The sequence below is a fragment of the Thermoflexus sp. genome, from assembly GCF_040289485.1.
Lineage (GTDB): Bacteria > Chloroflexota > Anaerolineae > Thermoflexales > Thermoflexaceae > Thermoflexus.
Genome location: NZ_PSLG01000039.1, coordinates 6,501 through 20,130, shown reverse-complemented (window position 1 = coordinate 20,130; position 13,630 = coordinate 6,501). Strand labels below are relative to the sequence as shown.

Below are 13,630 nucleotides of genomic sequence, written 5' to 3'. Positions count from 1 at the left end.
GAAGGGCTGGCCGAGGGCGGCGTCGAGGCCATGTTCCTCCTCGATGCGGACCGCCGGATCCTTTGGGTCAACGCCCCAGCCCGCGCTCATTTCGGGGCCCGCCCCGGGCGGACGCTGCTGGAGGCCCTCCCGGCCCCCGACATCGAGGCGGTGTTGGAAGGCGGGGGCTCCCAGGAGGTCCGCTGGCGGGAGCGCTGGTGGCTGGCCACGGGCTGGCGCTGGGCGGGGGGCTACGGGCTGGCCCTGCTGGACATCACCCGCCTGCGGGAGGCGGAGCGGGCCCGTCGGGAACTGACCGCCAACGTGGCCCACGACCTCCGCACCCCCCTGACTACCATCCGCCTGCTGCTGGAGGAGCTGCAGCCTGCCCCGCCCCTCCCGGACCGGTGGCAGCGCCTGACTACCGAGGTCGACCGCCTGATCCGGCTGGTCGGCAACCTGATCGACCTGGCCCGGCTGGAGGCGGGGGAGTGGCCCCTGACCTACGAAGCCCTGGCGGTGGCGCCCTGGGTCCAGGGCTGGGTGGAGCGGCTGGCCCCCCTCTGGCAGCCCAAGGGGCTCGCGGTTCATGTCGAGGTCCCCTCCGGGCTGCGGGCGTGGGCCGATCCGGAGTGGGCGGGCCGGGCCCTGGGGAACTTGCTGGACAACGCCATCAAGTTCACCCCAGCAGGGGGGGAGATCCGGGTTCGGGCCTGGCGGGAAGGGGAATGGGTCGCCGTGGAGGTCGCCGACACCGGCCCTGGGATCCCTCCGGAGGACCTCCCCCGGATCTTCGAGCGGTTCTACCGGGGCGAGCGGCATCGGGGTGGGGGTGGGAGCGGCCTGGGGCTGGCGCTGGCCCGCCACGCGGTGGAAGCCCACGGCGGGCGCATCCAGGCCTTCAGCGAGCCCGGCCACGGCGCCCGCTTCGTGTTCACCCTCCCGGCCGTGGAAGACAACGGTCCCGTCCCGTCCGGGTGAGATCCTTCCGGAGGTTTCAGATGGCACCCACGCCGGCGGAACGGTCGCGACAACCTCTCCTGCGGGTCCTCACCGTGGGCCCGCTGGCCACCAACTGCTATGTGGTGGCCTGCCCGGAGACCCGCGAAGCCCTCATCGTGGATCCGGGGTGGGACCCTCGGCAGATCCTGGCTGTGGTGCGAGTCCTGGGGCTGCAGGTACGGTATGTGGTCAACACCCACGCCCACTGGGACCATATCGGGGCGAACGCTGCCGTGGTCGCCGCGACGGGAGCTCGCCTGGCCCTGCACCCCGCCGATCGGCCCCTGCTGGAGGCCCGCGGGGGCGCGGATCTGTGGGCCATCCCCGTGCCCGCCAGCCCCCCGCCCGACGTCGACCTCCAGGAGGGGGATGTCCTGGAGGTGGGGACCTTGCGGTTTCATGTGCTGTTCACGCCGGGCCACACCCCCGGCCACATCGCCCTCTACGAGCCCCAGGCCGGCATCGTCTTCGACGGGGACGTTCTGTTCGCCCGAGGCATCGGCCGCACCGACCTCCCGGGCGGGGACGCCACAGTGCTGATGCGCACCATCCGGGAGAAACTGCTCACCCTTCCCGACGAGACCCGCGTCTACCCGGGCCACGGACCGTGGACCACCATCGGGGAGGAACGGGTGGCCAACCCCTTCCTAGCCGACCGATGAGCCGGAGGCCTCTTGGGAGGAGCCCTCCTCTTCCAGGAAGACTTCCGCCCGCCACAGGCGGGGGAAGAAGGCGGCCGCGAAGGTCCCCCCGAACAGGGCGCCGGTGATCCCCCGCAGCAGCGGCGTGCTCTCCCGGGGATGGAACGGCCCGAGGAGGGCGAGCACGTAAGATGAGGAATTGGGAGCCCCCATCCAGGGCGATGGGCCCCATGCCGATGAGGAAGAAAACCCACAGCGTCAGGGGGCGGGGCGGGCGGGGCCGGATCCCCCACGAAGGCCCGTGGCCACGGGTAACCAGGGAGGCGCTCCTCCCCGACGCGGGCGCGCAGGTCCTCCAGCGAATAGAAGGGACGCTCCCCGAACAAGAAACAAGAAAAAGGAACGCTGGGGCAGTTGATGACATGCGAAAGAATACAGCATATAGATCGAGGCGGCCAGCCCAGGGTGGCCAGTCTCCATGTGGACAGGGGCGATGACGGCCCCGCTGACGTAGAGCCAGAGGGCAGCGGTGAGCAAGAGAAGGCTGCGCGGACGCCGCTTGACAGCCATCGAAGGGCCCCTTTAGAATGAAAGCGGCTCTGCAGGCCGGGGTGGCGGAACAGGCAGACGCGCCTGACTCAAAATCAGGTGGCCGCGAAGGCCGTGCGGGTTCGACTCCCGCCCCCGGCATTCCGCGCAACCGAGGGCGGCGCCTGCGGGCGGGCCCTCCTCCCCTTTGGCCACGCTGCTTCATTTTAATTTGGGATCCCGGGCAAAGGGCAGCCCGGAACGCCCCCGCGGCGGACCTCATCGGCGATCGGAGAAAGGGGAGCCCCTGGGATTTGTATGATATAATCGGGATGGGATTCGAACGGCGGGAGGCTGGGGTGAATTCGGCACGGCTGCGCAACGGGTTGATCTGGCTCCTCATCGCCATCACCCTCATCGTCTTCCTGGCCATGGGCCGGGGAGGCGGGACGCGGGGGGAGTCCACCTCCCTCACCGACCTGGCGGCCCGCCTGGAGGCAGGGGAGGTCCGGAAGGTGGTGGTCAGCGGCGACTATGTGCAGGTTGAACTGAAGAACGGCAAGGTCCTGACCGCCGTGAAGGAGAGCGGGTCCACCTTCCTGGACCAGATGAAGGCCCTGGGGGTGTCGGAGGACAAGCTCCGGAGCATCCAGTATGTTCCGGAGCGCCCCAACGAGTGGGGCAGCATCCTGATCGCCTTCCTGAGTTACGGCCTGCCCGCCCTGCTGGTAGTGGGTTTCTTCTACTTTATCCTGCGGCAGGCCCAGGCCCCCGGCAACCAGGCGTTCAACTTCAGCAAGAGCCGGGCCCGCATGTTCACCGGCGAGCGCCCCACGGTGACCTTCGACGACGTGGCAGGGGTGGACGAGGCCAAGCAGGAGCTCCAGGAGGTGGTGGAGTTCCTCAAGGAGCCGGAGAAGTTCATCGCCCTGGGCGCCCGCATCCCCAAGGGGGTGCTGCTGGTGGGCCCGCCGGGCACCGGCAAGACCCTGCTGGCCAAGGCCGTCTCCGGCGAGGCGGGGGTCCCCTTCTTCTCCATCTCTGGGTCTGAGTTCGTGGAGATGTTCGTGGGCGTCGGCGCGGCCCGGGTGCGAGACCTCTTCGAGCAGGCCAAGCGCCACAGCCCCTGCATCGTGTTCATCGATGAGATCGACGCCGTGGGCCGCTACCGGGGGGCCGGCATCGGCGGCAGCCACGACGAGCGGGAGCAGACCCTCAACCAGATCCTGGTGGAGATGGACGGCTTCGACACGGACACCAACGTGATCGTCATGGCCGCCACCAACCGCCCGGATATCCTGGACCCGGCCCTCCTGCGCCCCGGGCGCTTCGACCGGCGGGTGATCCTGGACCGCCCCGATGTCAAGGGGCGGGAGGCCATCTTCCGGGTGCACCTGCGGGGCAAGCCGCTGGACGACGATGTGGACGTGGCGGTGCTGGCCCGGGCCACGCCCGGCTTCGTCGGGGCCGACATCGCCAACGTGGTCAACGAGGCGGCTATCCTGGCCGCCCGCAAGAACAAAAAGAAGATCTCCATGAAGGATTTCGAGGAGGCCATCGAGAAGGTCATCGCCGGCCCAGAGCGCAAGAGCCGCCTCATCACCGATCGCGAGAAACGCATCATCGCCTACCACGAGGCGGGCCACGCCGTGGTCGCTTACTACCTGCCCAACTGCGACCCCATCCACAAGGTGACCATCATCCCGCGCGGGATGGCCGGGGGCTACACCATGGCCCTCCCCCAGGAGGACCGCACCCTGTGGACACGTTCCAAGTTCCTGGACGACATGGCCATGGCCCTGGGCGGCCGGGCGGCCGAGGAGATCGTCTTCGGGGACATCACCACGGGGGCGGCGGAGGACCTGGAACGGGTCACCGAACTCGCCCGGGCGATGGTGACCCGTTACGGGATGAGCGAGAAACTGGGGCCCATGGTGTTCGGCAAGAAGGAGGAACTGATCTTCCTGGGCAAGGAGATCGCCGAGCAGCGGGATTACAGCGACGCGGTGGCCCAGGAGATCGACGCCGAGGTCCGCCGGCTGGTGATGGAAGCCTACGAGCGGGCCAAGCGCATCCTCATCGAGCACCGGGACAAACTGGAGGCGGTGGCGCAGCGGCTGATCGAGGTCGAGACGCTGGACGCGGAGGCCTTCCGGGCCATCATGGAGGGCCGGGCGCCTTCTGAGCCGAAGGCCCCCCAGGCGCCGGGGCCGGCCCCGCAGCCGACCGCCCCACAGCCCGGCGCCCCCGCGCCGGGAACAGGCCCGGCGCCGATCCCGGTGCCGGCGTGAAGGATCTTCCCCCGCTCCGATCCCCCGGAACGATCAAGGCCCCACCTCCACCTCCCCCAGCGGCACCGCGTCCATCGGATAACGTCCCCCTGAAGGATCCGCCGCCGGCCAGCGCCCTTCCTCCGAATACCAGCCCACGAAGATCCGGTATCGCCCCGGCGCGAGCTCCGAGGGGATCGGGAGGATGTGGATATCCTCCACGTATTCTCCAGATTCCCAAGTAGTCACGGGACGCCGGCCGCCCTGGGGCGGGCCATCGCCCGTGGCCAGGGGCGCCTGATCCGGCCGGAGCCCCAAATGGACGAACACGATGCCCGGCCGCTCCGGGCGGCGCCGAGCCCGCCAGGAGAAACGGACCTCCACGGCCTGGCCCGGCGCCGCCCGCCCGGGATGGATCTCATAGCGGTCCAGGCAGACCCAGCCCGCAAAGCACGCCCCTCCCCGGAGGGCCAGGGGGATGGGCCGGCGTCGGGTCGGCCACGAGGCGAAGTCCAGGGTGAGAACCGGATAGCGCTGGCGATAGAAGGGCCAGCGGGCCTCCCACGGGATCTCCCGTCCCGCTTCGTCATACAAAGCCAGTCGCAACTGGCCACGCCCCCGCAGATCCGGGGGGATCGGGAGGATCAGCCGCTGGGCGATGATCGGGCCCGCCTGCCATTCGACGGCCGGGAGGGTCGAGGCGACCAGCGCCATCTGCCCCAACCGGCGGCGGGCTGTCCCCTGCTGCCAGAACCAGGCGATGGAGCGGGCAGAGGGCGGGGAGGCCTCCACCCGCCAGAGCAGGCGGATCGGCAGCCCCAACCCGGGGAAGTAGGGAGGGCCCACCTCCGGTTCGACGGCCAGCAACTGCAGGTCTCCCTGCGATCGAACCAGAGGCGGCCGGGCGTATTGGGGATCGCTGTACCCCCTAAGCGCAAAAGGAGGCGATTCCCATGCCGGCGCCCCGTCCAGGGGGACCTGGCGGTCCAAGTCGAAGGCCTCAACGCGCAACCGATAGGTTCCCGGGGGGAGGCCCAGCGGCGAACGCAGGCGCACCTGCTGGCGGACCGTCCGCCCCTCCGGCCAGCGATCCGGCGGGTAAGCCGGCCAGATCGGCTGCGCCGCCTCGGCCCACGGGAACCCTGCCCCGTCGATCAGGCGGACCCGGAGCCAGAGATTGGGGGACGATGCGGAGCCCCTCTCCCAAAAGAACCACCATCGCAGGATGAAGTCCTCGACCTCAGGCCCCTCGATCCATCGGAGACGCAGATAAGGCCCGACCCGCAGATCCACCGGCGTCGCCGAGGGGGATGGCGGCAGATCGGTGGCGTAAAGGTCGTAGACGAGCGCGCGGACCCACGTGTTACGGCTCGGGAAAACTTCCTGTTGGAGATAGCGGCCTCGGGCGCTCAGCCAACGGAAAACGGCCTGGTCCGGTCGGGAGAGCGCCTCCTGGGAGAGGCCGACGAGGAGCCAGACCCGTTCGGCTTGCGGCGCCCGGGCCTCCAGGATCCGGACAAGTTCCTCCTGCTCGCCGCCCTCCCGGCTGGTGAGCAACAGCAGGGCCCGGCCGTGATAGTAATACCCCGCCAGCGGGGTGAGCGTCAGGTCCTGGAGGATCACCAAGTCCTTGGAGGTCGCCTGCTGGCTGACCCACGCCAAAGCGCCTCGCCACTCGTCCTTCAACGGGTAAGGGCTCGAGAAATACCGCCCGTCACTCCACAGCATGCCGGCGAGGATCGCCCCCACGCCCACCACCCCGATCCGGGGACGGGAGCGGATGAGGGCCGCGAGCCCCGCCGAGGCGAGGAGGTAAGCGATAGGAGTGATGAGAAAAAGATGCCGGATGTTCTGATAGAGGGGCTTGATGTGGGAAAGGCCGTAGAGGAGGACCATGGGACCAAAGAAGGAAAAGAGCAACAGGAGGCCAACGGGCGGCGTCCGGCGGACCGTGCGCCAGGCCCCGAGGGCCATTGCCCCCGCCCACAGCCATTGGACCGGCCACGTGGCCGGGTGATCATACGGGAAAGAGGTACCGAAGCCCGAGGCCCGCACCCCATCGACCAGCAACACCTCCAGCGGCACGAAGCGGTAATCGCGCTCCGGCCCGCTGAGCAGCCGCTCGCGGAAGAAAGGCCAAAGCGGTATCACGCCGATCAAGGCCAGAAGGGCCAACCCCGCGATCCGCCGCAGGTCCCTTGAAGGTTGTAAGAGCGCCCACGCCCATATGGAGAGGAGCAACAGGATGGCGGTGTAATGGGTGAACAGCATGGCGAGCATGAGCCCGACGACAGCGAGGAGGGTGTGAAGGCGGGACCTTGGACGGCGATGGAGGGACAACAAGATGCAAAAAAGGCCGGCGCCCTCCAGGGCCAGCCAGGTATACATCCGCGCTTCCTGGCCATACCAAAGATAGAGAGGGGAGAGGAAAGCCAAGGCAGCGACGGTCCAGGCGGCGATGGCATCGCCGGCCCGTCTCCAGGAGACCCAGAGGACGGGGACCAGGAGGACCGAGGCGAAGACGGAGGGGAAGCGCAGGGCGAACCCCCCATCGCCGGCGACACCGACCCAAACCTTGAGCAGGATGAAATAGAGGGCCGGATGGTTGTCGATGGTTTCGACGGGTCGGATCCCCTGCAGGACGATACGCCCGCGCAGCGCATCTCCCCAGGGCGCGCGGGCCCGATACAGGCTTAACCCCTCATCGTTCCAGAGGGCCGGGCCGTCCAGCCGGTGGAGCCGGAGGCCGAAGGCGAGGGCGAGGCACAACCCGAGCCCGATCAGCCGCCCGATGGGCCGACGGCGCCATCGTTCCACCCGGGGCATCGCTCTCTTCAGCCGGTGGGGCATATGCAGCATCCGGCTCCGGGACCCAGACACCCAAGGTGTTCCCACACGGCCGCTCCTCACCCTCGTTCGGTTGCGGATTATAGCGCCGTGCGGTGGGATGGGAGATCCGCGGGCCTGGAGGAGCCTTGGGGGGGACGCGCCGGGGCCCTCGCGAACTCACACCACCCATTGCACCCGCCCGCGGTAGCGCTCGCGCAGGGCCCGGTTGTGGGCGTCGGCCCCCTCCAAGTTCCCCGAGCGGAAAACCGGCGGTGGAATCCCCCGGGCGAGGAGGCGGGCCGCGGCCTCGACCATCACCGCCTGGAGGAGGGCCGCACCCACCACCGTCGAGGTCGGGCCGACGGCAAGCCCAGGGCCGAGGGGGACGGCCGCATCCCCGGGGGCGCCCAGGGTGTCCAGGACCACGTCGGCGAGTTCGAAGAGCCGCTTGCCGGAGGAGTGACGAGAGGGCATCGAACGGCTGAAGGCGACCGCCGTCACGGCGATCACAGGGAGGCCGTGGGCCTTCCCGTGGAGGGCCACCTCGATGGGCGCGGGGTTCCGTCCCGAGTGGGAGATCACGATCAGGACGTCAGCCGGCTGGAAGGAATGGGCCGCCAGCAGGAGCGGGGCGAAGCCCTCCAGCCGCTCTGCGCGGCCGAAGAGGGGGTCGAAGAGCGGATTCACCCCGGCGAGGCCTCCGGCGCGGCCGGCCACGTCGAGGGCCACCAACTGGGAATGGCCACTGCCGAACACATGCACGATCCCGTCCGCCTGGATCGTGCGGACGATCAGATCGGCCGCCGCCGGGATGGCCTCCCGGTTCGCCTCAAAGGCCCGCTGCAGTTGCTCCAAGACCCCGCCCGGAGCGCCCCCCCGATCACCTCCTCAAAGGCGCGACGCTGAAGGATAAGGCCGACAGCGGTGATCAGGCCGATGAGGATGGCCACCTGCGTCAAAAGGTTCGTCGCGATCCACTGAAGGATCTGCATGGCACACCTCCCGGTTCACCGTGGAGTGAGCAGATGGACCCGGAACTGATAGCGGTCCCCTCGGTAGAAGGAACGCACGAACTCGATGGCCTCCCCACTGTCCAAGAAGGTGGTCCGCTCCAAAAGGAACGCCGGGGCCCCCCGCGAGACGCCCAGCAGCCGGGCCTCCCGCGCCGGCAGAACGACCGCCCGCAGCACCTGCTCCGCCCGGTCCAGCCGTAGACCGAAATGCTTCCGCAGGACCTCGTAGAGGGAACATCGGGAGAAATCAAAGGCCAAGAGGCCCGGACAACGGGCGTGCGGCAGGAAGGCGGTCTCGATGGCCATGGGCTCCCCATCGGCCAGGCGCAGTCGCTCCAGGCGCACCACCTCCGCCCCAGGGGCGATCCCCAGGCGCGCCGCGATGTCAGCAGGGGCCGGCCGGATCTCCCGGGCGAGGACCCGGCTGGAGGCTTTCATGCCGCGGGCGGCCATGTCCTCGGTGAAACTGGTCAACCATTGCAAGGGTTGATGCACCGGCCGCGCCGCCACGAACGTCCCCCGCCCGAAGCGGGCATACAGATAGCCCTGGGCGATCAGTTCCCGCAGCGCCTGGCGAACGGTCAGGCGGTTGACCGCGAACCATTGGGCCAGGACCCGCTCCGAGGGCAGACGCCGATGGGCCGCCACCTTCCCGCTCTGGATCGCCTTCAACAGCCGCTCCCGAATCTGCTCGTGAAGGGGGAGCGGGCCTTCCCGCTCCAACGGCTCCGCCAACAGCAAGTGGCGCAATGCCTCCTCATCCGCCCCCATTCCCACCTCAGCCCCAGGAACATCTGGTTTATCTTGGATTATACCAATAGGGCCCCGCGGGGTCAATCCCCAGGAGACCCCCACGGCCCGGAAACCTCCAAATCGGAGGCGCCCGACCAGAAAGAGCGTGGATGGGTTGACACCGGATCCGGATCCCCCCTAGAATTCCCTTGGTCTCTGGAAGGGTTTGGATCTTTTCAGAACGAGGTGGGGTGAATGCCGGCCCTCTCTCCACTCCAGTGGGTGCTGTTGATCGGCGGCATCCTGGCGGCCACTCTGGTCTTGGGCGCCCTCCTCGCCGCCCTGATGGTCTGGCTCACCCGGGAGGTTCAGGCCGCCTACGGACAGGCCCCGGCGGCGCCGGCCCGCGCCACCCCGGGGGCCTCTCCGGCAACGGCCGCCGCCCCCCCCCAGCGCATCGGCCCCGGGCCCTTCGTGATCAGCGGCTTGGCGCTGGTGGTCGTCCTGGCCGTCCTCTTGTATCCGATGCCTCGGCCTGAGGGCGCCTCCCCGGCCCAGGAGGCCGCCCCTTCGTCCTCCACCGCCGCCCCCGCGCCGTCGGCGGCGACATTGTCGGGCGATCCGGCCAAGGGGAAGGAGCTGTTCGCGGGGACCTGCGCCTCGTGCCACGGCCCGGACGCCAAGGGGATCCCCGGGCTGGGGAAGGACCTGACGACCAGCGCCTTCGTGCGCCAGCAGACCGATGCCCAGCTGCTGGAGTTCATCAAGAAGGGGCGGCCGGCGACGGACCCGGCCAACACCACCGGAGTGGATATGCCCCCGAAGGGGGGCAACCCGGCCCTCACCGATCAGGACCTGGCCGACATCATCGCCTTCATCCGGACCTTCAACCCCCATCGGCCGTGAGGACCCGCGGGCGGGAAGCCGCGCTCTCCCCCATGGCCTTGCCAGGCCGGGAGGGCTATGCTAAAATGAAAGCGATGCGCGCCCGTAGCTCAGCCTGGATAGAGCGTTGCCCTGCGGAGGCAAAGGTCGCAGGTTCAAATCCTGCCGGGCGCGCCATCGGTTACAGAGAGGCCGCTCCCCAGCGGCCTCTCTTTTTCGCCATCCACGTCGACCGCGCCCGTCCGTAGCCCGACCGAGCGAGGCCAACCCGCATGATCCTGGCGGCATATCGGGAGTGGGCGTCCGAGCAGATCCGCCGGGCCCTCCAGGCTTTGGGCCTGCCGGATCCCCCTTCCATCGAATGGCGGGACCTCCCCTTCGCCTACACCTGGGGGATGGGCACGCCGCTGCCGATGCAGCTCGCCGCCATGGAGAAGAAGGCCCGCCCCGACCTGGAGGTGCCCGCCCGCGCCCAGGAGATCGCCCGAAGGCTGGCCGATCACCTCCAGACGGCCTTGCAGGGTGATCCACGCTTCCAGCGGGTGGAGGCCGTGCGGGGCTACCTCAACCTCTATTTCAACCCCGCCCACGTCGCCCGCACCATCCTCGAGACGGTGCTCCGAGAGGGGCCGGCCTACGGGCGCGGCGCCCCCAAGGGCGAACGGGTGATGGTGGAGTTCTCCCAGCCCAACACCCACAAGGCCTTCCACATCGGCCACCTCCGCAACGCGATCCTAGGGGACGCCCTGGCCCGCATCCTGGACTTCGCCGGCTTCGAGGTGATCCGGGCCACCTATCCGGGCGACATCGGTGCCCACGTGATCAAGTGCCTATGGGGTTACCTGCGGTTCCACCGCGGAGAGGAGCCCGCCGAGCGGCGGGGGGCCTGGCTCGGCCAGGTCTACGCCGAAGCCGAGGCCCGCCTGGAGGAGGCCGACGCCTATCGCCAGGAGGTGGTCCGCTTCCTGCTGACCGCCTTCCGCGCGGAAGGGATCACCCCCTGGGTCCGGGACGCCCTCCTCGCCCGCCTGGCGGAGGCCCTGGCCGCCCACGCAGCCTCCGGCCCCGTCGGCCCGAAGGACGCCGCCGTCCTCATCCGGGCTATGGCCCTGGGGGAGATCCCCGACCTGGACGCCATCGTCGACAAGGATTGGCTGTGGTCCCTCTGGAAGGCGATGGAGCAGTGGCTGGCGGAATTGAGGGAGAAGGCCCAGGCCCGCCGGGGCAAAGGGGGCGAGGCCGACCGCCGAGCGGTGGCCGCCTTGTGGGCTCGCTACCAGGCCATCGGCCACCGCCCCGAGGAATGGAACTATGAGAAAGAGATCAAGGCCCTTTTCGCCCGCTGGGAGGCCCGGGACCCCGAGCTCCTCGGGCTGTGGCGGCGGACCCGGGAGTGGAGCCTGGAGGAGTTCCGCCGCATCTACCAGGAACTGGACATCACCTTCGATGTTTGGTTCTTCGAGAGCGAGGTGGAGGAGGAAGGCAAGCACATCGTCGAGGAGCTCATCGCCAAGGGCATCGCCACCGATCTGCGGCCCCACGGCCCGGTGGTGGTGGAGATCGACCGGCTGCTGGGCCAGGAGGGGAAGGAGGAATACCGCACCCTGGCCATCCTGCGCAGCGACGGCACCACCCTTTACTCCACCAAGGACCTTGCCCTGGCCAAGCGCAAGTTCGAGCAGTTCCGGATCGACCGCTCGATCTACGTGGTGGATGTGCGCCAGTCCCTCTATTTCAAGCAGATCTTCAAGATCCTGGAGCTGTGGGGCTTCCCCCAGGCCAGCAAGTGTTATCACCTGGCCTACGAGATGGTCACCCTGCCGGGGGGGAAGATGTCCTCCCGCGCGGGGAACGTGGTGCTCTACGAGGATTTCGCCGCCGAGGCCCGGGAGCGGGCCCGCCGCATCGTGGAGGAGAAGAACCCCGACCTGCCCCCGGAGCAGAAGGAGCGCATCGCCGAGGCGGTGGCCAAAGGGGTGATGAAATACAGCATGCTCAGCGTGGACAACAACAAGGTCATCGTCTTCGACTGGGACGCGGCCCTCAACCTGGAGGGGCAGACCGGGCCGTATCTCCAGTACGCCCACGCCCGGGCGTGCCGCATCCTGGAGAAGGCAGAGGCCGCCGTCCCCCTGGACGGGGCCGCCCGCTTCGAGGCCCTGGAGCCCCAGGAGGTCGCCCTCCTGGAAGCCATCGCCACCTTCCCCGACCTGGTCCAGGCCGCGGCCGAACGCTACAAGCCGCTGCTCATCGCCAATTACGCCTTCGAGCTGGCCCGGGCCTTCAACGAGTTCTACCGGGACTGTCCGGTGCTCACCGCCCCCTCGCCCATCCGGGAGGGCCGCCTGGCCCTGGTGGCTGCCGCCCGACAGACCTTGGCCAACGCCCTGTATCTCCTGGGGATCCCCGCCCCCGAAGTCCTCTGATCCCGCCCGCGGGCCGGCGGCTTGTCTTCTGCCCGCCTCCTTGGGAAAATAAATATATACCAGCAGGGATCCGCCCGAGCCACGAAGATCTACCGGCCCATCCCGGAAAGGAGGTGGGCGATGGTGGTGGCGGCGTTGAGCGAGGTGGAGCGGAAGATCCTCATCTACCTGCGCGATCACCGCGGTTACCACAGCCCTTACACCATCGCCCGCGATCTGGCCATGGACCCAAAGGAAGTCATCAGGATCCTCGAGGGCCTCTCGGCCCGGGGCCTGGTTCGCCAGAGCCTGGCCAACCCCGTCTACGGGATCACCGATCAGGGCCGCGCGACCATCGGCGAAGGCTGAGCCGCTTCTATCCCCAGATCCCTGGCCGGAACCGTGGGCTTCCCGGTGATCGGGAGGGGAAGAGGGGTCCCGTCCCGTCGCTTTATGCTGTTGTAGTTCCCGCCTGCTGGAAGGTCCGGTGGAACAACTGCATGAGGCGGGACTTCAGACGGGCGGCGGTGTTCCGGTGGATCACCCCCTTGCGGGCCGCCCGATCCAGTTCCCGGTAGGCGTTCGAGATGGCCTGCTTCGCCGCCTCCAGATCCGCCTGGGCGATGGCCTGACGGGCGTACTTGACGAAGGTGCGCACCCGGGTCCGGATCGCCCGGTTCCGCTCGCGACGGCGTTGGGCCTTGCGCAGTTCCTTCAGAGCCGAGCGGGTGTTCGGCAAGGGTTCCCCTCCTGCGCAGGATGCTCTGGAAAGGCTAGAAAATTATTTTAACCCAACGCTGGCCATCCCGTCAAATGGCCTGCGCGGTCATTCCCACTCGATGGTCGCCGGAGGTTTGTGGGTGATGTCGTACAGGACGCGGTTCACCCCGGGGACTTCGTTGACGATGCGGGTGGCGATCCGGTCCAGGAGGGGGTGGGGGAGGGGCGCCCAGGCGGCGGTCATGAAGTCCTCGGTGGTCACTGCCCGCACCACCATCACCTCCTCATACGTGCGCGTGTCCCCCATCACCCCGACGCTGCGCACGGGCAACAGCACGGCGAAGGCCTGGGCCACCCGCCCGGCCCAGCCGGAGCGGGCCAGTTCCTCCTGGACGATGGCGTCGGCGCTCCGCAGCCGCTCCAGCCGCTCCCAGGTCACCTCTCCCACGCAGCGCACCGCCAGCCCCGGGCCGGGGAACGGCTGGCGGTTCAGCAGCGCCGGCGGCAGGCCGAGGTAGGCCCCCAGGGCCCGGACTTCGTCTTTGAACAGATAGCGCAGGGGCTCGATCAATTCGAAGGCCAGATCGGGCGGCAGCCCGCCCACGTTGTGGTGGGTCTTGATACGG

General features: G+C 68.9%; 12 protein-coding genes and 2 tRNA genes. 8 read left to right on the top strand and 6 right to left on the bottom strand.

Annotation, left to right across the window (positions count from 1 at the left end; all coding sequences use genetic code 11):
* Both C4313_RS07820 and C4313_RS07815 read left to right on the top strand, forming a co-directional pair.
* A partial coding sequence (locus C4313_RS07820; RefSeq protein WP_352429311.1) for a PAS domain-containing sensor histidine kinase occupies positions 1-960 on the top strand: 960 nt, incomplete at its 5' end.
* A gap of 20 nt (positions 961-980) precedes the next feature.
* Positions 981-1,643, top strand: coding sequence for an MBL fold metallo-hydrolase (locus tag C4313_RS07815; RefSeq protein WP_352429310.1), 663 nt, complete (start codon positions 981-983; stop codon positions 1,641-1,643).
* On the opposite strand, the gene C4313_RS07810 is transcribed toward C4313_RS07815, so the two are convergent.
* Positions 1,629-1,835, bottom strand: a complete 207-nt coding sequence (locus tag C4313_RS07810; RefSeq protein WP_352429309.1) for a hypothetical protein — start codon at positions 1,833-1,835, stop codon at positions 1,629-1,631. The genes C4313_RS07815 and C4313_RS07810 overlap by 15 nt on opposite strands.
* A 392-nt stretch (positions 1,836-2,227) precedes the next feature.
* On the opposite strand from C4313_RS07810, the gene C4313_RS07805 reads away from it, so the two are divergent.
* Positions 2,228-2,312: transfer RNA gene (locus C4313_RS07805), tRNA-Leu, on the top strand.
* Positions 2,313-2,482: 170 nt separating this feature from the next.
* Entirely contained in the window at positions 2,483-4,441 is a 1,959-nt protein-coding gene (gene ftsH, locus C4313_RS07800; RefSeq protein WP_503012457.1) for an ATP-dependent zinc metalloprotease FtsH, read from the top strand.
* A gap of 33 nt (positions 4,442-4,474) precedes the next feature.
* Here ftsH and C4313_RS07795 read toward each other — a convergent pair whose 3' ends face one another.
* The 3 genes from C4313_RS07795 to C4313_RS07785 form a co-directional block, all read right to left on the bottom strand.
* Complete coding sequence (locus C4313_RS07795) at positions 4,475-7,246, bottom strand: glycosyltransferase family 39 protein (protein ID WP_352429307.1); 2,772 nt, start codon at positions 7,244-7,246, stop codon at positions 4,475-4,477.
* A gap of 180 nt (positions 7,247-7,426) precedes the next feature.
* Positions 7,427-8,104: a sugar isomerase domain-containing protein gene (locus C4313_RS07790; RefSeq protein WP_352429306.1), complete on the bottom strand. Its 678-nt coding sequence runs from the start codon at positions 8,102-8,104 to the stop codon at positions 7,427-7,429.
* A gap of 152 nt (positions 8,105-8,256) precedes the next feature.
* Positions 8,257-9,033: a GntR family transcriptional regulator gene (locus C4313_RS07785; protein ID WP_352429305.1), complete on the bottom strand. Its 777-nt coding sequence runs from the start codon at positions 9,031-9,033 to the stop codon at positions 8,257-8,259.
* Between the two features lie 216 nt (positions 9,034-9,249).
* On the opposite strand from C4313_RS07785, the gene C4313_RS07780 reads away from it, so the two are divergent.
* The 4 genes from C4313_RS07780 (at position 9,250) to C4313_RS07765 (ending at position 12,653) form a co-directional block, all read left to right on the top strand.
* Positions 9,250-9,900 (top strand): c-type cytochrome, encoded by a 651-nt coding sequence (locus tag C4313_RS07780; protein ID WP_352429304.1) that lies wholly within the window; start codon positions 9,250-9,252, stop codon positions 9,898-9,900.
* 78 nt (positions 9,901-9,978) lie between these two features.
* A tRNA-Arg gene (locus C4313_RS07775) sits at positions 9,979-10,056 on the top strand.
* A gap of 95 nt (positions 10,057-10,151) precedes the next feature.
* Positions 10,152-12,305 carry an arginine--tRNA ligase gene (argS, locus tag C4313_RS07770; protein WP_352429303.1) on the top strand — a complete coding sequence of 718 codons (2,154 nt, stop codon included), beginning with the start codon at positions 10,152-10,154 and terminating at the stop codon, positions 12,303-12,305.
* 120 nt (positions 12,306-12,425) lie between these two features.
* Positions 12,426-12,653: a hypothetical protein gene (locus C4313_RS07765; RefSeq protein ID WP_352429302.1), complete on the top strand. Its 228-nt coding sequence runs from the start codon at positions 12,426-12,428 to the stop codon at positions 12,651-12,653.
* An 82-nt stretch (positions 12,654-12,735) separates the two neighbouring features.
* On the opposite strand, the gene rpsT is transcribed toward C4313_RS07765, so the two are convergent.
* The gene (gene rpsT, locus C4313_RS07760) at positions 12,736-13,023 is read right to left on the bottom strand and encodes a 30S ribosomal protein S20 (protein ID WP_352429301.1); all 288 of its coding nucleotides are present in this window, start codon (positions 13,021-13,023) and stop codon (positions 12,736-12,738) included.
* Between the two features lie 87 nt (positions 13,024-13,110).
* A partial coding sequence (locus C4313_RS07755) for a GMP synthase (glutamine-hydrolyzing) (protein ID WP_503012456.1) occupies positions 13,111-13,630 on the bottom strand: 520 nt, incomplete at its 5' end.

What these genes read in the sequence shown, in the direction of transcription:
- C4313_RS07785 (WP_352429305.1), bottom strand. Translation starts at nt 9,033, where the DNA reads ATGGGGGCGGATGAGGAGGCATTGCGCCACTTGCTGTTGGCGGAGCCG.
- C4313_RS07765 (WP_352429302.1), top strand. Translation starts at nt 12,426, where the DNA reads ATGGTGGTGGCGGCGTTGAGCGAGGTGGAGCGGAAGATCCTCATCTAC.
- C4313_RS07795 (WP_352429307.1), bottom strand. Translation starts at nt 7,246, where the DNA reads ATGCCCCGGGTGGAACGATGGCGCCGTCGGCCCATCGGGCGGCTGATC.
- C4313_RS07815 (WP_352429310.1), top strand. Translation starts at nt 981, where the DNA reads ATGGCACCCACGCCGGCGGAACGGTCGCGACAACCTCTCCTGCGGGTC.
- argS (WP_352429303.1), top strand. Translation starts at nt 10,152, where the DNA reads ATGATCCTGGCGGCATATCGGGAGTGGGCGTCCGAGCAGATCCGCCGG.
- C4313_RS07810 (WP_352429309.1), bottom strand. Translation starts at nt 1,835, where the DNA reads ATGGGGGCTCCCAATTCCTCATCTTACGTGCTCGCCCTCCTCGGGCCG.
- ftsH (WP_503012457.1), top strand. Translation starts at nt 2,483, where the DNA reads ATGGGATTCGAACGGCGGGAGGCTGGGGTGAATTCGGCACGGCTGCGC.
- C4313_RS07780 (WP_352429304.1), top strand. Translation starts at nt 9,250, where the DNA reads ATGCCGGCCCTCTCTCCACTCCAGTGGGTGCTGTTGATCGGCGGCATC.